General features: G+C 35.6%; 16 protein-coding genes and 1 pseudogene. 10 read left to right on the forward strand and 7 right to left on the reverse strand.

The features are described 5' to 3' along the window. Positions 1–32 precede the first annotated feature (32 nt). The gene (gene gyrB, locus BST91_RS08885) at positions 33–1,970 is read right to left on the reverse strand and encodes a DNA topoisomerase (ATP-hydrolyzing) subunit B (RefSeq protein WP_085775188.1); all 1,938 of its coding nucleotides are present in this window, start codon (positions 1,968–1,970) and stop codon (positions 33–35) included. A gap of 149 nt (positions 1,971–2,119) precedes the next feature. Next, complete coding sequence (locus BST91_RS08890; protein ID WP_042277464.1) at positions 2,120–2,752, reverse strand: 7-carboxy-7-deazaguanine synthase QueE; 633 nt, start codon at positions 2,750–2,752, stop codon at positions 2,120–2,122. A gap of 174 nt (positions 2,753–2,926) precedes the next feature. On the opposite strand from BST91_RS08890, the pseudogene BST91_RS08895 reads away from it, so the two are divergent. The 7 genes and pseudogenes from BST91_RS08895 (at position 2,927) to BST91_RS08925 (ending at position 8,412) form a co-directional block, all read left to right on the forward strand. Beyond that, positions 2,927–4,440, forward strand: a pseudogene (locus BST91_RS08895) (helicase HerA-like domain-containing protein). A gap of 58 nt (positions 4,441–4,498) precedes the next feature. Continuing rightward, positions 4,499–5,047 (forward strand): membrane lipoprotein lipid attachment site-containing protein, encoded by a 549-nt coding sequence (locus BST91_RS08900; RefSeq protein WP_085775189.1) that lies wholly within the window; start codon positions 4,499–4,501, stop codon positions 5,045–5,047. A 10-nt stretch (positions 5,048–5,057) separates the two neighbouring features. Further along, positions 5,058–5,900 carry an alpha/beta fold hydrolase gene (locus BST91_RS08905; RefSeq protein WP_169709772.1) on the forward strand — a complete coding sequence of 281 codons (843 nt, stop codon included), beginning with the start codon at positions 5,058–5,060 and terminating at the stop codon, positions 5,898–5,900. Between the two features lie 54 nt (positions 5,901–5,954). After that, on the forward strand, positions 5,955–6,194 hold the full coding sequence (locus BST91_RS08910) for a DUF7218 family protein (protein WP_042277457.1): 240 nt from the start codon (positions 5,955–5,957) through the stop codon (positions 6,192–6,194). Then, positions 6,195–7,217 carry an AI-2E family transporter gene (locus tag BST91_RS08915; protein ID WP_085775190.1) on the forward strand — a complete coding sequence of 341 codons (1,023 nt, stop codon included), beginning with the start codon at positions 6,195–6,197 and terminating at the stop codon, positions 7,215–7,217. Between the two features lie 72 nt (positions 7,218–7,289). Further along, entirely contained in the window at positions 7,290–7,832 is a 543-nt protein-coding gene (locus tag BST91_RS08920; protein ID WP_042277452.1) for a ClpP family protease, read from the forward strand. Between the two features lie 160 nt (positions 7,833–7,992). Next, positions 7,993–8,412, forward strand: a complete 420-nt coding sequence (locus tag BST91_RS08925; RefSeq protein ID WP_042277449.1) for a VOC family protein — start codon at positions 7,993–7,995, stop codon at positions 8,410–8,412. On the opposite strand, the gene BST91_RS08930 is transcribed toward BST91_RS08925, so the two are convergent. The 3 genes from BST91_RS08930 to BST91_RS08940 all read right to left on the reverse strand — a co-directional run bounded on the left by BST91_RS08930 (position 8,391) and on the right by BST91_RS08940 (position 14,968). After that, a complete protein-coding gene (locus tag BST91_RS08930; protein ID WP_085775191.1) occupies positions 8,391–10,028 on the reverse strand; it encodes an amidohydrolase in 1,638 nt (545 codons plus the stop codon). The two genes, BST91_RS08925 and BST91_RS08930, sit on opposite strands and share 22 nt — an antisense overlap. Before the next feature lie 157 nt (positions 10,029–10,185). Further along, positions 10,186–11,904, reverse strand: a complete 1,719-nt coding sequence (locus BST91_RS08935; RefSeq protein ID WP_085775192.1) for a TonB-dependent receptor — start codon at positions 11,902–11,904, stop codon at positions 10,186–10,188. Positions 11,905–11,947: 43 nt separating this feature from the next. Continuing rightward, complete coding sequence (locus BST91_RS08940) at positions 11,948–14,968, reverse strand: tetratricopeptide repeat protein (RefSeq protein ID WP_085775193.1); 3,021 nt, start codon at positions 14,966–14,968, stop codon at positions 11,948–11,950. A gap of 120 nt (positions 14,969–15,088) precedes the next feature. On the opposite strand from BST91_RS08940, the gene BST91_RS08945 reads away from it, so the two are divergent. The 3 genes from BST91_RS08945 to BST91_RS08955 are packed head-to-tail and all read left to right on the forward strand — an operon-like array spanning position 15,089 to position 17,531. Continuing rightward, on the forward strand, positions 15,089–15,772 hold the full coding sequence (locus BST91_RS08945) for a cell division ATP-binding protein FtsE (protein ID WP_042277440.1): 684 nt from the start codon (positions 15,089–15,091) through the stop codon (positions 15,770–15,772). Between the two features lie 2 nt (positions 15,773–15,774). Continuing rightward, positions 15,775–16,635: a glycosyltransferase family 2 protein gene (locus BST91_RS08950; RefSeq protein WP_060523996.1), complete on the forward strand. Its 861-nt coding sequence runs from the start codon at positions 15,775–15,777 to the stop codon at positions 16,633–16,635. Next, on the forward strand, positions 16,632–17,531 hold the full coding sequence (locus BST91_RS08955; protein WP_085775194.1) for a glycosyltransferase family 2 protein: 900 nt from the start codon (positions 16,632–16,634) through the stop codon (positions 17,529–17,531). Before BST91_RS08950 ends, BST91_RS08955 begins: the two co-directional genes overlap by 4 nt. 11 nt (positions 17,532–17,542) lie before the next feature. Here the strand turns inward: BST91_RS08955 and BST91_RS08960 are convergent, their stop codons facing one another. Both BST91_RS08960 and BST91_RS08965 read right to left on the reverse strand, forming a co-directional pair. Further along, positions 17,543–17,944 (reverse strand): sugar 3,4-ketoisomerase, encoded by a 402-nt coding sequence (locus BST91_RS08960; RefSeq protein WP_042277433.1) that lies wholly within the window; start codon positions 17,942–17,944, stop codon positions 17,543–17,545. Next, complete coding sequence (locus BST91_RS08965; protein ID WP_085775195.1) at positions 17,944–18,753, reverse strand: glycosyltransferase; 810 nt, start codon at positions 18,751–18,753, stop codon at positions 17,944–17,946. Before BST91_RS08965 ends, BST91_RS08960 begins: the two co-directional genes overlap by 1 nt. Between the last annotated feature and the right edge of the window lie 19 nt (positions 18,754–18,772).

Genomic DNA, 18,772 nt, shown 5'->3' on the forward strand with positions numbered 1-18,772 from the left:
CGGTAAAGGCGCTTAATTAAGTTGAAATGTTGTTATGCATCAATGTTAGCATAAACCGCATTTTTCTCTATAAACTCACGACGAGGCGGCACCTCATCACCCATTAACATTGAGAAAATACGATCAGCCTCGGGCATACTATCAATTGTAATCCTTCTTAGAGTTCTGAATTCTGGATTCATAGTGGTATCCCACAACTGATCTGCATTCATTTCTCCAAGACCCTTATAACGTTGAATGTTTGCTCCACCACCGAAACTTTCGGCGATTTCATCACGCTCTTTATCATTCCAAGCATAACGTTTTTTAGCTCCTTTTTTAACTAGGTATAGTGGCGGTGTTGCGATATACACGTAACCGTTCTCAATCAACTCCTTCATGTAACGGAAGAAGAATGTCAAAATTAAAGTAGAAATGTGAGAACCATCAACATCGGCATCACACATGATGACAATTTTATGATAGCGCAACTTTTCTAAATTTAAGGCTTTAGAATCTTCTTCAGTACCTATAGTAACACCTAGTGCTGTAAAAATGTTTCGGATTTCTTCGTTTTCAAAGACCTTATGTGACATCGCTTTTTCAACGTTCAAAATCTTTCCTCGTAATGGAAGTATAGCTTGAAAATTACGGTCACGACCTTGTTTAGCTGTACCACCTGCAGAATCTCCCTCAACAAGAAATACTTCACATAAAGTAGGGTCGGTTTCAGAACAGTCAGATAATTTACCTGGCAGTCCACCACCACTCATTACGGTTTTACGCTGTACCATTTCGCGAGCCTTGCGAGCAGCATGTCTTGCTTGTGCTGCAAGAATCACCTTTTGTACAATTACCTTGGCATCATTAGGATGCTCTTCAAGATAATCTTCTAGCATTTGAGATACCGCTTGCGAGACAGCACTTGTAACTTCCCTGTTACCTAATTTAGTTTTTGTTTGACCTTCAAATTGAGGTTCGGCAACTTTAACAGAAACGATAGCTGTAAGACCTTCACGGAAGTCATCTCCTGTGATATCAAACTTCAATTTATCCAACATTCCCGAGTTGTCGGCATATTTTTTAAGCGTTCCTGTTAATCCACGACGAAAACCACTTAAATGAGTACCACCTTCGTGCGTATTAATGTTATTCACATAAGAATGTAAATTCTCTGCATAACTATCATTATAAATCATAGCTACTTCAACAGGAATACCATTTTTCTCGCCTTCCATAGAGATTACATCCTCGATTATTGGATGTCTGGTATCATCTAGGAAACGTATAAATTCTTTAAGTCCTTCTTGAGAATGAAATGTCTCACCTTTAAAGGAACCATCTTCCTCGGTTTCTCTTTTGTCGGTAAGTATGATTGTGATTCCTTTATTAAGGTATGCTAGTTCTCTTAAACGATTTGCAAGAGTATCATAACTATAAGTTGTGGTTTGTTGAAAAATACTGCGATCCGGCAGGAAGGTTACTACAGTACCTGTTTTATCAGTATCACCAACTGCTTTTACGGGATAAAGAGATTTACCTCTCTCGTATTCTTGCTCCCAAATTTTTCCATCACGATGCACTGTTGCCTTCAAGTGATCAGAAAGTGCGTTAACACAACTTACACCTACACCATGCAATCCACCAGAAACCTTATAGGAGTCTTTATCAAATTTTCCTCCGGCACCAATTTTAGTCATTACAACTTCAAGTGCACTTACTCCTTCTTTTTTATGAATACCTACAGGAATACCACGACCGTCGTCAGTTACAGTAATACTGTTGTTTTCATTAATAATAACTTCGATATTATCACAATGACCAGCTAGCGCCTCATCAATGGAATTGTCTACCACCTCATAAACTAAATGGTGTAAACCTCTTACTCCTACATCTCCAATATACATAGAAGGACGCATGCGCACGTGCTCCATTCCTTCAAGTGCCTGAATAGAATCGGCACCATAATTCTTCTTGTTTTCTTCGCTCATTTGTCTGTATAAAATTTGCTACAAAAACAAAGATAACAACCAATTAAAGTAAATAATTGATTTTAGAGCTTTTAATAAACGAAGTTATCAACAGTATTAATACACTTGTGTTTGAAAAAAGTGTTTTAAAACTGCTCTAAATACGCTTTTTAAGGAATATTTAAATATTTATGTGTTTGTAAAGAGACTTGCCATTCAGGATTTTGCATCACAAAATCTGTAATTAATGGGATCATTTTTTCTCTCACCGACCATTCTGGTTGTATGTATAATTTACAACTTGAAGAAACTTTTTCTGCTTCCGCTTTCGCGAAAGCGAAATCATGTTTATTGTATACAATCACTTTAAGCTCATGGGCTTTAGGATATATTTCAGGAACAGGCATTTTTACCTTTTTAGGAGATAAACAAATCCAATCCCAATCACCCGTTAACGGATAGGCTCCACTAGTTTCAATATGCACCTGCATTTGTCTTTCTTTAAGACCTTGGGTTAATGGTCCCATATCCCAAGTGAGCGGTTCTCCACCAGTAATCACAATTGTTTTACTGTATTTTGAAGCGTTTTCTATAATTTGATCTATAGCAGTAGGTGGATGTTTCTCTGGATCCCAACTTTCCTTTACATCACACCAATGACAACCTACATCACAACCGCCTACTCTTATAAAGTAAGCCGCTCTTCCTGTATGTGATCCTTCTCCTTGAATCGTGTAGAATTCTTCCATTAATGGCAACATAAGGCCTTTTTCTACTTGATCCTGCACTACTTCTTGATTCATGCCACAAAAATACAATATATTGGTAGGTAACATAAGTAAATCACGATAACTTATATTGATGGAATCATCTTATTTCCACAACCACATATAGATATTATCCTTTTTATAGACTTCCTTTTTTTCATAGTTAAACAAATGATTATATTTTTACCTCAATCATATATACTGTAATAGATGAGTAATAGAGAAAAATTCATTGAAGTAATTTCTACTGGTTATAATCCGAAAGGTGAAAGCATTGTAATGGGCGCCGCCATGTTAGATGGTGAAGCGATTACAGGATCACATGTAAAAATCCCTCTTAAAACAATGAACCGCCACGGCCTGATCGCAGGAGCTACTGGTACAGGAAAAACCAAAACATTACAAATCATTGCAGAGCAGCTTTCTCAACAAGGTGTTCCTAGTCTACTAATGGATATCAAAGGTGATTTATCTGGTATAGCCGCAGAAAGTCCAGGTCATCCCAAAATTGACGAAAGACATAAAAAGATTGGGTTAGATTTTAAAAAACGTAAGTCGCCAGTCGAAATAATGACCATATCAGAACAAGACGGAATTAGACTAAGAGCGACAGTAAGTGAATTTGGACCTGTACTGCTCTCTAGAATACTAGATGTTACTGAAACCCAAGCAGGAATTATCTCTGTAGTTTTTAAATATTGTGATGATAATAAATTGCCTTTATTAGATTTAAATGACTTAAGAAAAGTCTTGCAATATGCTACTGGTGCTGGGAAAGCAGAATTTACTGAAAATTACGGCCGCATTTCAACTTCATCAACTGGAGCAATTCTAAGAAAATTAATAGAACTGGAGCAACAAGGTGCTGATAGGTTTTTTGGCGAACGCAGCTTTGAGGTAAAAGACTTAGTTCGCAAGGATAAAAACGGACACGGATATGTCAATGTAATTCGACTTACTGATATTCAAGACAGACCCAAGTTATTTTCTACCTTCATGCTTTCATTACTTGCTGAGATTTACTCTACTTTTCCAGAGCAAGGTGATAGCGACAAACCTGAATTAATTTTATTCATTGATGAAGCTCACCTCATATTTGACAATGCTAGTAAAGCATTACTAGATCAAATCGAAAGCATCGTAAAATTGATTCGTAGTAAAGGGATAGGTTTGTACTTTGTGACTCAAAATCCTACTGATATCCCTGATGGTGTATTAAGTCAACTGGGATTAAAAGTCCAGCATGCTTTAAGAGCATTTACCGCTAAAGATCGAAAAGCGATAAAACTGACTGCACAAAATTATCCAGAAACCGATTTTTATGACACTGCAGAGGTTTTAACTTCACTTGGAATAGGAGAAGCTTTAATAAGCGCTCTAGATGAAAAAGGAAGACCTAGTCCACTTGCCGCTACCCTATTAAGAGCTCCTGAAAGTAGAATGGACGTACTTACCGATAGAGAGTTATCGGATTTAATTGCAGATTCGGAATTGACAGACAAGTACAACGAGGATATTAATAGAGAAAGTGCCGAAGAAATTTTACAAGCTAAAATAGAACGAGCCCACGAGGAAGACATAAAAGAAAAAGCTAAAAAAGAAAAGGAAAAAGCGAGTAGATCGAGCTCGAGAAGAAGCACAAGGCAAAACCCAATTGTAAAAGTTCTTACAAGCGCTACATTTATAAGGGCGTTTTAGGAATTTTAGGTAAAGCGCTTAAATAATCTTAAAAACCAATTAAGTAACAACTCAAATTCCTACTTTTGCGGTAGAATGAAAATTATGAAGAAATTACTTTTTATTGCTGTAATAGCTGCCGTTTTAACTAGTTGTGGTAAAACACAAGATCCTTTTGAATGGAATAAAGATCGCGTAGGACACATCACAAAAGATACTAAAGTGTACCAATTAGACAGCTTATTTGCAAATGATAGTATTATTAACCCTATTAAAGGAGATGAATTTTCTAATGGAGCAGCTGATATTGAAGTATATGAGAAAGGTGGTAAGCACTTGTTATCCATCTCTCCTTTACAAGCTCTGGATAGCACATCAACTATAGCCAATATTAGAATACACGATGATCGCTATAAGACCGAAAAAGGAATAACAATCAACAGTACCTTTAAGGAAATCGCTGCTGCTTACAAAATCTCTAATGTAGATAACATGATTGACGATGCGGTAGTATGGGTCAATGATCAAAATTTTTATTTTACAGTAAGCAAGGATAATTTACCGGTAGAAGTTAAGTACGATATGAGTGCCACGGTAGAAAAAACAATGATTCCTGGTAATGAAAAACCGGTTCACGTATTTGTAAGCTGGTAAAAAGAGTACCATGAAAAAATTCTTATCTAAGGCCATACCAAAGTTGTATGGCTTTTATTTTAATATCCTTGCGGTAATAGCACCCAAAAAAGCAGCTCAACTTGCACTAGACGTCTTCAGCATCCCAAGAAAGGGATTTATAACATCACAACAGCAAGAATTTTTAAATACCGCTCGTCAACAACGTGTTGCGTATGAAGACGGTTTAGTAATGCTTTACCATTGGCAAGGAAATGGACCTACCATTCTATTACCTCATGGATGGGAATCAAATAGCGCAAGATGGCGCTATTTAATAGAACCCTTACAAAAAAAAGATTACAACATCATCGCCATAGATGCACCGGCTCATGGTAAAACTACTGGTAAATTTTTTAACGCGATTAAATACTCTAGGGTTATAAGAAGTATTATCGAGTTATATCAACCAGAAGTTGTAATAGCTCATAGTGTAGGCGCTATGGCTACTGTATTACAAGAAAGCGAAACACCTCACGACTTCATAAATAAAATAATTCTTTTAGGCAGTCCTGATGAGCTAGAGGTTATCATGAAAGGTTATCAACAAGTAGTAGGGTTCAACAGGCGAGTATGGAATCTTCTCGATCAACTTTTAAAGGATAAGTTTGGATACCACATTGCTGAGTTTAAGACATCTTCCTTTGCAAAAAGGATTCAAACGCCTGTACTTTTAATTCATGACACAAAAGATTTAATCGTGCCCTATGAATCGATGGATAATATTGCTACCGGCTTTACTAATAGCACTGTTTACACATCAAAAACTGGTGGTCACAGCCTACATACTCCTGAAGTCATTGAACAAGTCCTTAAATTCTTAGAAAAATCCTAATTGCAGCTTTTTTAACTCTAGCTAGTGTAAGGTCGTAGTATCTTTAAAATAAAAATGTCAAGACCTAGCATTAAAAACGAAGAGCAGTATGAAGCCTTAAAAGATCAAGGCTACAGTAAGGAAAAAGCTGCAAGAATAGCAAATTCTGAAAATAGCGGTGAAAAAGGTGGTAAAGCAAAACCCTATGAAGAAAGAACCAAGGAAGAGCTATACGATCAAGCAAAAGAAATAGGAATTGAAGGACGTTCCAAGATGGATAAGCAGGAATTAATTGAAGCTTTAAGAAATCACTAAATGAGCAACCGCATTCCGCCAGAAACCATAAGACAGTTATTCATACTTACCGTCATTGTTGCTTTACTCATTCTTATAAGCAAGGAAATGATGGTCTATATAGGTGGAATAATGGGAGCAGTCACCCTATACGTTATTCTAGAGCCATTACAAATTAAGCTAGAGAAAAAAAATTGGAATGCGAGTCTTACAGCAGGACTGTTGCTTCTCCTTACATTCATCGCACTAGTAATACCACTAGCTGGTATGTCCTACCTTTTAAGCAGTCGTGTAAAAACCGCACTGGATAATAGCAACAAAATAGCCGAAACTATTAAAAGTGAATTAGTAAAGCTGGAAGAACTAACGTCGATGAGTTTTTCAGACAGCATTAATATGGAAGCTATCCAGGATTGGATTGCAACACATATTCAAGACATTGCAAGTTCAGGTTTTCAAACCATTTTCTCCATTTCGGTAATGTTTTTTATACTCTATTTTATGCTTATTAATCGCAAAAAATGGAAAGAAGCTATACTCATTTACCTACCTCTTAAAAAAAGAAATATTGAATTACTAGGAAAAGAAAGCAACAATCTTGTAAAATCAAATGCTATTGGAATACCACTGGTGGCGCTACTACAAGGAATAGTGGCACTTATTGGCTATTTTATTTTTGGAGTAGAAAATCCATTTTTTTGGTTTGTCATAACTGTAATTGGTAGCATGATACCTTTCGTTGGTACGGCTTTAGGGATTATACCTGTTGCAGCACTTCTCTTTGCCAAGGGTGATACAGGAGCAGCTATAGGAATCTTAATTTATGGAGCAGCAGTTGTAGGTGCGACGGACAACGTATTTAGACTGATTGTTCAACAAAAGCTAGCTGACATCCATCCTGTTGTTACCCTAATCGGTGTACTGGTCGGTGTTCCACTGTTTGGGTTCATCGGATTGGTTTTTGGTCCACTATTAGTAAGCTTATTACTTTTAATTATTAAAATTTATAAAAACGAATATGGCAAAGACGAAGGAGTGATATAGCGGTAAATTTTTGTTATATCTCGCTTTCGCGAAAGCGTAATTACGTATTTTTAGCCTAAATAAATTTCATACATGAGTAAAACGATCAAACTTCAAGATAGAATAGACGACAATTTTATAGAACAACGTAAAGTTTTTCTTTGGGGAATGGTAGATGACAAGTCGGCGAGGCACTGTGTAGACCGATTACTTTTATTAGACTCAATAAGTAATGAAGAAATAACATTTGTAATCAATAGTCCAGGAGGCTATGTTACGGCTGGATTTTCAATATATGATACTATGCAAGAAATAAAAAGTCCTGTAAGTACCGTTTGTAGTGGTCTAGCAGCTAGTATGGGATCTCTTTTACTTTCTGGTGGTGAAAAAGGAAGACGTTTTATACAAAAACATGGTAGAGTGATGATTCACCAGCCTAGTGGTGGTGGAAGAGGTACTAGTGCCGATATTGAAATTACAGCACAAGAAATACTTAAGACACGTGATATCCTTGCTAAAATTTACGAGGCTAATTGCGGTCAACCTTATGAAAAGGTTATGAAAGACTTTAATCGCGACTATTGGATGGGCGCAGACGAGGCTGTGGATTATGGAATTGTAGATGGAATTTTATAATAAACCTAAAAATTACATGATAAACCACCTGTAAAAAGGTGGTTTTTTTTGAATAGAACTTATAGGGCACAAAGAAATTATTCAAAAAAGGATGTAGCTAACTGCTGTTCAACTTCTTATTAAATAAATAGTAAATTAAAGCAACGAAAAACTTATAAAAATGAAACTCACTCCTTTTCATCTAGCAATTCCTGTAAAAGAAATAACAACAACTAGATCCTTCTACCGTGATACTTTAGGATGCAAAGAAGGTCGTAGCAGTGATCATTGGGTAGATTTTGATTTCTTTGGACATCAATTGGTTATTCATATATCGGACAATGCTCCAGGATTATCTCACAATGCGGTCGATGGTAAGTCTGTCCCTGTACCTCATTTTGGTGTGGTACTAGAATGGGATATTTTTCACACTTTTGCGCAAGCATTACAAGAAAAAAACATCGAGTTTATTATTGAACCCTATATAAGATTTGAAGGCTTGCCAGGTGAACAAGCTACCATGTTTTTTCTAGACCCTAGTGGGAATGCTCTTGAGTTTAAAGCCTTTAAGGATATGAATCAATTGTTTGCTACAGAATAAACTTTTTCACCATTAATATAGGTAGCATTTACTTTAAAATCTGGAATTTGTTCTACTGGAATAGTCATTAAATTCTTTTCAGTGATTATAAAGTCTGCTGCCTTACCTTTTTCAAGACTACCTTTTTCATTTTCTTCAAAATTGGAATAGGCAGCCCATATAGTCATACCCCTTAAAGTTTCTTCTCTAGTCAAACTTTGTTCAGGTAAAAAACCATTTTCTGGATAACCGCTTGTATCCTGTCTAGCAACCGCTGCATAGAATGTTAAGAAAGGATTCACTTGTTCCACAGGATAATCGGTTCCTAGAGCGACTATTCCTGATTGCTTTAATAAGGTTTTATAAGCATAAGCACCTTTAATACGCTCAGCTCCTACTCTATCTTGTGCCCAATACATGTCACTTGTGGCGTGAGTAGGCTGCACCGATGGTAAAATATTATCTTGATTAAAGCTGTTAAAATCATTTGGATCTACTATTTGAGCATGCTCGATGCGCCATCTTCTATTAGAACTACCATTCAACAATTCCTTATAAGTCTCTAGAACAACATAGTTTGCGCTATCACCAATTGCATGGGTATTCATTTGATAATCGCTTGCTGCTATACGAGATGCTATTTCCTTTATTTTTGAAATAGGACTAAGCAAGGCTCCATAATGATCATGTTTATCGCTGTAGGGTTCTTTAAGGGCTGCTCCACGACTTCCCAGCGCTCCATCGGCATAGAATTTAACAGATCTAACATTAAGTCTATCGGTCTTAACGATTCCTTTGTTTAGGTAATAATCTAAATTTTCAGGAGTATTGCTAATCATGACATACATTTTCATTTTTAGTTCACCAACTTGTTGTAAACTATCAATCACCTCAATAACATCTTTATGAAGGCCGGCGTCATCTACGGTAGTAAGTCCATATTTAAAGTTCTCTTTTTGAGCAGTTAAAAGAGCGTCAACCATATCTTGAGTAGATGGTTTAGGGTATACAGCCTCAACTAACTCCATAGGATTGTCTACAAGTACTCCTGTAAGTTTACCATCGCTCATGATAATTGCTCCACCATCTGCTGGAGTATTAGAATCTATTCCCGCAGCATCAAGAGCTGCTTGATTTGCTAGCATTGCGTGACCGTCAATTCTGGTGAGTGCAACAGGTATATCTGGAAAAAGCTCGTTTAATTTTTCATTACTTGGAAATTCTTTAATCTCCCAATCGTTTTGATCCCAACCTCGACCTATTATAAAATCACGATTATTTTCATTTTGAAAAGTTACTACTCGCTGTATTACGTCTTCAAAACTAGTAGTCCCCATAAGATCTACTCGCTGTGCTTGCTGTCCTAGACCAAAAAAGTGACAATGAGCATCTATTAATCCTGGGTAGATAAACTTACCCGAGGCATCTAGAATAGTTTTACTTTCATACTCTTCAATCAAATCTTCACTATCACCAGTAGCTATAATTTGACCATTTGATATAGCCATAGCCTCAACGGTAGAAAAATTATCGTCAACGGTATAAATAGTCCCGTTAGTTATTAATAAATCTATTGAATGCTTTTTTTCACAGGCTATTAAACTTATAGCTAGCAATAAAGGTAGTATTCTTCTCATGGGTTAAAAATAATACAGAGTTATCAAAGTTTCATATAATGAATAGCTATATCCCACGATTCAATTCACATTGTTTGATGTTTTAAAACAAATAAAGCACTGAAAAAATCAGTGCTTTATTTATGGTATTACTCACTCGCTTTCGCGAAAGCGAAAATTAAAAATCAAACTTATAGACGATTCCTCCTAAGACCTGTAAATTTTGAACTGGATAACCGTTAAAGTATTGATAGTTACCACCGGTAAGATTATTCCCTCTTAAAAAAGCGGTTAACTTAGGGTTGATCTTATAATTGACGTCTAGGTTTAAATCAACAAATCCATCAATGGTCTCTTTTCCAACTCCTATTCTATAGGCATCTCTCTCTCCAACATAATATAAAGTTAGGCCTGTACTCCATTTTTCATCAATTTTATAATTAGCTGTTAGATCTGCAGTTAGTTCTGGCAGATTGGATGCTATATTTTCAAAAGCATCTCCTTCACTTACATCAAAAGATCTTCCTGTAACATTTAAAGTAACATCGAGCGCTGTATTTAAGGTCACTCCTAAAGAAGCTCCATATAATACTGTATTCAAATCTCCATAGGAAGTATAAAAAACATTCCCGTAATCATAAGATTGTAAATCACCAATAGTAAAACGTGAACCGTCATCGGTGATATAAAAATTACGATTTTTCTCAATTCTATAACCTCCAAATACTTTGTAACCAAATACTCCTAGTTTTCCTTTGAATCCAGCAATTGCATCTAGCTGTCTGTCTGTAGGCGCAATAGTAAGTGCCGGAGCTATGAACACGTTTTCATCTGCAAATTGTTGTAAGGAGTTTACGTCAAATCCACCACCAATCTCAGTAAAGGCAACTACGGTTTCTTCTGCGAGGATATAACTTGCTGTTATGTCTGGATAAACATAAATATCACTTTCTGAATTTTCAATATCGGTAGCATAGTTCACACGTGCTCCTAGTTCTACCTTGTAATTATCACCGTATAAATTGACACTAGGGTATAAACCAGCGTTAAATAATCCGTAATCAGTTGCAACAGGAATAAAAACTTGTTGATCAAACGAACCGCTTAAATAATCCAATTCCACACCTAGACCAACCTCAGTATCCATAATATCAAAACCTAGTTGTGGTCGCAATCTTGCTCTAAATTCACTCGCATCATTTCCTGAACTCACTCCGGTCAATTGTACATCAGCTTCCTTAAATACACTATCAAAAAAGCTAGCTCGTCCTCCTATTCCATAACTGAAATAAGACGTTGCAACATCTAGATCTTCTTCTGGTTGAGTAGGCACGTTATCATAAACACCATACCAGTTTGCAGTTTGATACCTACCGCCAGCAGTAATGCTCCAGTTCATATCTCTAGATCTAGTTCCATAAGATACGTCTAGACCGGTATCAGAAAACGAATCATCCAGTCGCACCTCATCAATACCACCTTGAGAAGAATTATGGTTAAAAAACACACTTACATCACTATCTCTATCAATTTCAAAATTAGTTGCAAATTCACCAAGTATATTTACATAATTACCTAAACCTAAGCGAGCATAATTACGATAAAATTTTTCTTTACGTTTAGGTTTTAAACGATCTAATTTTCCTGTGGCAGGTGTAAACGTACTGGCTACTGGCACAGAGAATATACTGTAGGTAACAGGCTTTTTCTTGACTTTGGTAGTATCATTTACACTAGGAACGCTTTTCACCTTAAATGCGTCGCTTATGGTAGGATCATAAGGTTTGACTACAGTTATGGTACCACCGTTAAGCTGGTTTTCCTCTTCTTCTTGAGCTATAGTAACACTAGTCCCTAGTATTACAGTCGTGATTAAAAATGATATATAAAATTTCATATGATTCAATTTTTCAAGCAGTTCAATAACTATGTTTCTCACTTTAGTTTTGACTCGCTGGCACTACAGATGAGTTTGTTTTTGCTTCCTTCGTTTTAATAAAATCTAGTTCCTTTTGAGCTTCTTCCACCACTTCTGGATACTTAGTAAAATTCTTAATGACAGCTTCTAAAATAGTAGTAGCGTTTAATGTCTCACCTTTGGCGTAATAACTTTTTGCCATAACAACCAGTCCTTTGGCACTCCACAATTTATATCCAGCATAGTTTTTACTCAGGCTGTTTGCCGTTGCAATTGCCTCATCGTGATTACCATCCTTATTTTCAAAATAAGCTTTAAAATAAGTTGCTTCTGCCGCTAGATTTCCAGTCGCATTCTGTCTTACGTTTTCATAAGCGGTTCTTGCATCAGATTCCTTGTTCTGTTTCCATGAAGAACGAGCGATAACAATTTGAGCATCGTTTTTCACAGCAGTTTCTGCAGTTGCATCATTCAACACCTGATTTGCATAAACGATGGCTTGTGAATAATCTTCAGTTTCGTAAAAAGCCCTCATTAAATTAGACCTTGCATAAGAAACATTTTGAGGAAAATCTGCTAGTTGTTCCAATTGTTTAAGAACTGGTATCGCTTTCGCGAAAGCGTTATCACTTAAATGTATCTCACTTAATCGAGCCAAAGCTTGTTCGGTAAACTGACTGCGTTCTTTAGAAATCACATACTCATAATGAGGTATACTTTCTTGTTTTTGATCTAAGGAGAACTGTGCCTGTGCTAAATAAAAATGAGCTTGAACGGCATGTTTACCATTAGGAAACTGGTCTAAATACTTTTTCATTTCACGAGCAGTACCTTGCATATCACCTCGCACGAAAGGCTGTTCGGCACTTTCATAAGCTGTATCATCAAGTTCACTGTCTGTAATTTCAACACCTTCTAAACTTCTTACCCAGGTAGCATACTCTACTGTTTTACCTTGATCAATATAAACTTGTCTGGCGCTGCTAATTGCTTCTGCAGCTTGCGGTGTACCAGCATATTTACTTGCCACTTGTTTAAAAACACTGAGAGCTGCATCTAACTTACCATCGTTATAAAGTTGCAAACCTTTTCTCATCATGGCTGGTGAGGTAAATGAACTACGTGGAAACTCACTGATCAACTGATCATAGGTTTGTAATCCATTATTAACCTGATTATTGTTGATATAGGTATTACCTAATTCATACAACACATCGTCTCTATAAGGTGATCTTTTAAATTTATTCAAGAAGGTTTTAAGATCTTCAATTTTTCTATCTGGCTTACCTACAAATCCATAAGAAATGGCTTTTTGAAATGCGGCATAATCTGCATTTCTTCCATTCATTGAAATAGCTTTGTTATAAGCTTCCATTCCTGGCCAGTATTTCTTAGTCACAAAATTAGCATCTCCTATTCTTAAGTAAGCATCGTTCAATCTTACTTGATCTACATTTGATTTATTTGTAAATGAAGTAAATGCTGTTATCGAATTATCGTATTCTTTTAGCTTAAAATAGGTGTAACCTAAATCGTAGTCAATAAGATCATCCTCGATAATACGAGATGAAGATGCCTTTGCCATTTTATAATTATCAAGTGCTGCCTGATAATTGTTTACCATATAGTAAGAAGCTGCTGTCCAGAAATAAGCACGTTTTTTAAGCTCATCCTGATTTGTATACTTTACAGTTTTATCTAGTTGATTAACTGCATCGCTATATTTGGAATCATTGTATAAGTTGATAGCATGGTAAAAGGCAACCTTTGCATAAGTCGCTTCGTTTCCTTTGATCCTGCCATTTTCTAGAAGATCTAGCGCCTCGGCATAATTTTTTGAAGAGAAATAAGAATCGATTAAAAACTCATTCATTTCATCAGAATGCTGATTGTCGGGATATGATTCCAAATAACCCAATATTACAGATGGTACACTATCGTAAGGATTCCCGTTTTCATAACTAAGTTTTGCATAGTTATAAGAAGCATCTTCTGTAATTTTTTCATCAAGATTCATTTCACTTGCTTTTTTAAAAGCATTAAGTGCATCCTCGCGACGATCAACTTTAATATAACTTAATCCTAAATGATAGTAGGCATTTTGTGCTGTAGCATTAGTCCCGTCAACTATTTTATTAAAAGTCTCAATGGCCATAGAATAATTGCCCATTTTATAATAAGCGTATCCCAATTGATAGTAGTCGTTGTTATTCCATTTGCCACGAGTACCTTCATATTTTTCTAGATAGGGCAATGCCTCGTTATACTTTTCTTGATTGAATAAGGATTGACCTATAATACGATTAAGCTCTGATTGTTCCTTGCGGTTAGATTTGGGTAATTGCTCCTGGGCTAGTTGAATAGCTTTATCAAAGTTTCCTAATTTATAATTAAGATCGGCTTGATAATAAGATAGCTTTTCATCAACTTCTGGTGACTCTTCAACTTGATCAAACAAATCACTTGCTTCTTGCAGTTCATTGCCTTCATAAGCGATGTAACCCAAATAATATTTTGCTTTGCTTCCATAGGTGGGATCATCGCTCACTCTGTTTAAATACTTTTTTGCTTCATCGTACTTTTTTGATTGTACGAGAGTATATCCTGTGTTGAAATAGTATCTAGTCGTTTGTTTTTGCGAAAGCGTGCTTTTATCAACCCTAGTATACCATTTTGCTGCGCGATTGTAATTACCGTTATCAAAGTAATAATCGGCCACATCAATAATGGCGTTATTTTTCTTAGGATTAGTCGGGTATTTCTCCACAAACTGCTCTATGAGTTGGTCTGCGTTTTTTTGATTAAGCCTGACTGCGCAATTTGCGATGTAATAAGCGGCATTAGGCTGTATACTTTCATCATCTACCTCGCGTGATACTTTCTCAAACAGCCTTTGCGCTGCTAGGTATTGATTCTCGTCATATAAATCTAGCGCTTGATTATACATCGCTAGATCATCAATATAAATTTTAGATTGTTGAGCCTGCAACGGCATGGCGATTCCCATGATTAGAATAGCCGCGATAGCAATTTTCTTTAACATAAATACTTTTTTATGGTAAGGTAAAATTAGACACTTACTACAATACAACGCAGGAAAGACTGTTTAATTATTCATAATGTTTTCCACATCAATGATTAACTTTGTAAGAAACTGTTTTTTATGTCAAACCCTGTTTTATCTTTAAATGAAGTTGATATTTTTCAACGAGACACTATGATTCTCAAAAACATCAATTTAAATATTGAAAAAGGAGAATTTGTATACCTAATTGGTAAAACGGGAAGCGGTAAAAGCTCCTTAATGAAAACCTTATACGGTGATCTACCTTTAAAAAAAGGATCTGGTACTATTGTCGATTTTGATTTAGCTCGCTTGCGCGAAAAAGAAATACCACACCTGCGTCGTAAGCTAGGAGTTGTTTTTCAAGATTTCAAATTACTTACCGATCGCAACATCAATGAAAATTTAAAATTTGTGCTCAAAGCAACAGGCTGGAAGGACAAAAAAGCAATGAACGATAAAATTGAAGAGGTTCTTAATAAAGTAGGTATGAAAACCAAAGGTTTTAAATACCCTTATGAAATAAGCGGCGGAGAACAACAACGAGTAGCTATTGCCAGAGCTTTGCTTAATGATCCCGAACTTATCATTGCTGATGAGCCAACCGGTAATCTAGATCCACAAACAAGTGTTGAGGTGATGGAAGTTCTACAAACCATAAATAAAAATGGTAATACTATTCTCATGGCCACACATGATTATGCACTTATTCTAAAATATCCCTCAAAGACATTGAAATGTGACAATGGGGAAATATTTGAAGTGGTTCAAAAAGCGGTTTAATATTGAAAATCACCATAGGAATACCAACCTTCAATGATGATCCTAATAGATTAATTGATCAATTAGTACGTTATTACAGCAACGATATTCATGAAATTATCATTTATAACGATGCATCTACTATTCCTATAAATGTAAGCTCCCATAAACTAGTAACCTATTTAAACGGTATTCAAAATATAGGTGATGTAGAAAGCCGTAGAAAAATAGCAGAAGCTGCCACTACCGATTGGGTTTTATTTATTGATGCTGATATACAAATACCAACTATTAATTTTACAAGCTCGTTCCTCGTTCATCTTGATGAATTTGAATTAGCATACGCTACGGTAACTTACCAAAAGACCCTTAATAATCCCAACCATTCTTTAAGATGGAAATATGGTATTTCAAGAGAACAGCGTAAACCTAGTAATAATTATGAGGTCTATAAATACTTCGTTTCTGCTTGTTTCATTATTCAAAAAAAGCAGTTCTTAGATATTTCTAAAAATGTACCTAAGGGTTATGGGCTAGATATCTGGCTCGCAAAACGATTTAGAGAAGAGCAAATTAAAATCAAACATGCGTCCACTCGCATTATACATTTAGGCTTAGAAGAAAACACGATTTTTTATAACAAGTCCATTGAAGGAATTAAAAACACCGCTTTACAATATAAAAATGGTCAACTGGATGGAGCATCTAGACCGGTAATAACTCTTTATGAACGGATCAATTCATTAGGTCTAAGCAGCGTTTTCACAAGCGTGGTTACAATTTTTAAACCTAGATTAGAACAAAATATTCTAGGAAAAAATCCTAATCTTAGGTTTTTTGACATTTTAAAATTATACCATTTTATAAAGTCAATAAAAGCATGAATTGGATAGTTGCAATACCACTTTATAACAAATCAAGCACGATAGAAAGGTGTTTAAAAAGTGTATTATCTCAAAGTCTAACAGAATTTGACTTGTTGATAGTCAATGATGGCAGCACCGATAATAGTATTGCGATCGTTGAAGAACGTTTTTCCGATTCACGAATTAATATCGTAACTACAACTAATATAGGTGTAAGCAATGCAAGAAATATCGCTATTGACTATGCTGTTGATCATGAACACCAGTATATCGCCTTTTTAGATGCAGATGATTACTGGGAAAACAATCATTTGGAACTTCTGGATCAGCTTTTTAAACAGTATGAAGACATTCAAGTTGTCGCGAGTAATTATATCACTCACTTTAACAACTATATAAAATCAAATATTTTTTCAAAACCCATAGAAACAACACAAATCCTAGAGGATTTGTTTACTTACTCATTTAAAAGTTTTCCTTTGAGTAGTTCTACCTTTGCCTGTAATGTTGAAGTTTTTAAGAAAACAGGTAACTACAACACACAGCTCACTCATGGTGAGGATACAGAATTATTTATACGTCTAGGAAAACTCTATAAAATTGGCTTTAACACCTCGATTACAGTTCACATAGATAGAACCTTATCAGGAAGCTCGTCTATTGCAATAAAAAATAGAAAGTACCCAGAATTCACACAACTAGATGATAGTAATAACTTACCCTTGCATGCTTTTATACACACCAATCTTTGGCGCATTGCTATAGAACACAAAATGTATGGGCAATCCGATTCCTTTGAAGAGATCAAAAAGAAAATTGATAAAAACGCACTTACCGTTAAGCAATTATTTCTACTAAACTTACCTGGCAAATTACTTTACTACTTACATCAATTTAAAACCAGAAAAGACTAGTATTCATATAACTAGCTATCACCTGCAACAGCTTTGACAAAGTCTTTTTTTACTCTTATGTAATCTGCCTCACTATATTCATGCGAGGCAAGCACCAGGCACATAGAACCACTGGAAAAATCTTTAAGCTCTCGCCACATCATGGTAGGAATTAAAAGTCCTTTATCTGGTTTGTTTAAAACAACCTCTTGAGTAGTTTTACCATCAAATAAAGTAACAGTAAAACTACCACTTACTGCAATCAACAATTCCAAACATTCTTTATGCGCGTGTCCACCGCGGTATGAATCACTAGGAACATCATACAAGTAATAAACCCTATTTATTTTATAAGGAATAGAGTCTTTTTCAATTACCGCTAGATTTCCTCTAGGGTCAGTTATTTTTGGTATGTCTAATATTTCTAACTTCATTACTTGGATGATTTAAGATAGGCATGAGCTCCTTGAACAAACACCTGATACTTTTTGAGTAACACAGGCAAATTAACAACATATCCCTTACGCAGTAAGAAAAACATATATTTCAATGCCATTAATTTAATCGGTCGATTATCAAAAGCCGCTAAAGCACCTCTTGCCTTTATAACCCTATCTGTGACAACCATGTCACTACTTGTTGTTTTAGGGTGCTTAACAACGAACTTGGGATCAGACATCAATGAGACACCATTATCTAGAGCCTCTTTTAAGAATATGTAATTCTCTGAATCTTCAAATGCACTTCCTAGACCAAATCTTTCATCATAATTCAACTTATTGATAATCTCTTTATGCTTGAAAGTAATTTCTGGAGAAAGCACTTTTCTTATACTTTTCCTATCATGCAGTTTACTAGCATCACCCAGCGTATAATACGGCTCATTATTATCACTCCTTGTCTTAAAAGTTATTATAGCTGTATTGTTTGTGTTATGCGACTCAATGACTGATTCAATTGCGCCTGGCAATAGCTGTATGTCATCATCTAGAATCCAACACAAGGGTTTACTGGCATTTTGAATTGCTATATTCCTACTGCGAGATAATCCTAATTGCGCATCATTGATTACTTGTATATTGGAGTATTCACTGTCCAAAACTACCGTACCTTGATTGACAATAATGATATTCTCAGTAATTTCATTTATTGGCTTTGAAAAAATACGTTTTAAAAAACTAAGATCACCGCGATTCATAGTCGCAATGAGAATCTCTAAATCATCAATGGTGTATCTATTCAAGCGTGTTATCTTTACCTCA

The sequence above is a fragment of the Nonlabens tegetincola genome, from assembly GCF_002117085.1.
Taxonomy (GTDB): Bacteria; Bacteroidota; Bacteroidia; order Flavobacteriales; family Flavobacteriaceae; genus Nonlabens; species Nonlabens tegetincola.

What these genes read in the sequence shown, in the direction of transcription:
- BST91_RS08955 (WP_085775194.1), top strand. Translation starts at nt 16,632, where the DNA reads ATGAATTGGATAGTTGCAATACCACTTTATAACAAATCAAGCACGATA.
- BST91_RS08945 (WP_042277440.1), top strand. Translation starts at nt 15,089, where the DNA reads ATGTCAAACCCTGTTTTATCTTTAAATGAAGTTGATATTTTTCAACGA.
- BST91_RS08890 (WP_042277464.1), bottom strand. Translation starts at nt 2,752, where the DNA reads ATGAATCAAGAAGTAGTGCAGGATCAAGTAGAAAAAGGCCTTATGTTG.
- BST91_RS08940 (WP_085775193.1), bottom strand. Translation starts at nt 14,968, where the DNA reads ATGTTAAAGAAAATTGCTATCGCGGCTATTCTAATCATGGGAATCGCC.
- BST91_RS08930 (WP_085775191.1), bottom strand. Translation starts at nt 10,028, where the DNA reads ATGAGAAGAATACTACCTTTATTGCTAGCTATAAGTTTAATAGCCTGT.
- BST91_RS08900 (WP_085775189.1), top strand. Translation starts at nt 4,499, where the DNA reads ATGAAGAAATTACTTTTTATTGCTGTAATAGCTGCCGTTTTAACTAGT.
- BST91_RS08905 (WP_169709772.1), top strand. Translation starts at nt 5,058, where the DNA reads ATGAAAAAATTCTTATCTAAGGCCATACCAAAGTTGTATGGCTTTTAT.
- BST91_RS08920 (WP_042277452.1), top strand. Translation starts at nt 7,290, where the DNA reads ATGAGTAAAACGATCAAACTTCAAGATAGAATAGACGACAATTTTATA.
- BST91_RS08915 (WP_085775190.1), top strand. Translation starts at nt 6,195, where the DNA reads ATGAGCAACCGCATTCCGCCAGAAACCATAAGACAGTTATTCATACTT.
- BST91_RS08925 (WP_042277449.1), top strand. Translation starts at nt 7,993, where the DNA reads ATGAAACTCACTCCTTTTCATCTAGCAATTCCTGTAAAAGAAATAACA.
- BST91_RS08935 (WP_085775192.1), bottom strand. Translation starts at nt 11,904, where the DNA reads ATGAAATTTTATATATCATTTTTAATCACGACTGTAATACTAGGGACT.
- gyrB (WP_085775188.1), bottom strand. Translation starts at nt 1,970, where the DNA reads ATGAGCGAAGAAAACAAGAAGAATTATGGTGCCGATTCTATTCAGGCA.
- BST91_RS08960 (WP_042277433.1), bottom strand. Translation starts at nt 17,944, where the DNA reads ATGAAGTTAGAAATATTAGACATACCAAAAATAACTGACCCTAGAGGA.
- BST91_RS08910 (WP_042277457.1), top strand. Translation starts at nt 5,955, where the DNA reads ATGTCAAGACCTAGCATTAAAAACGAAGAGCAGTATGAAGCCTTAAAA.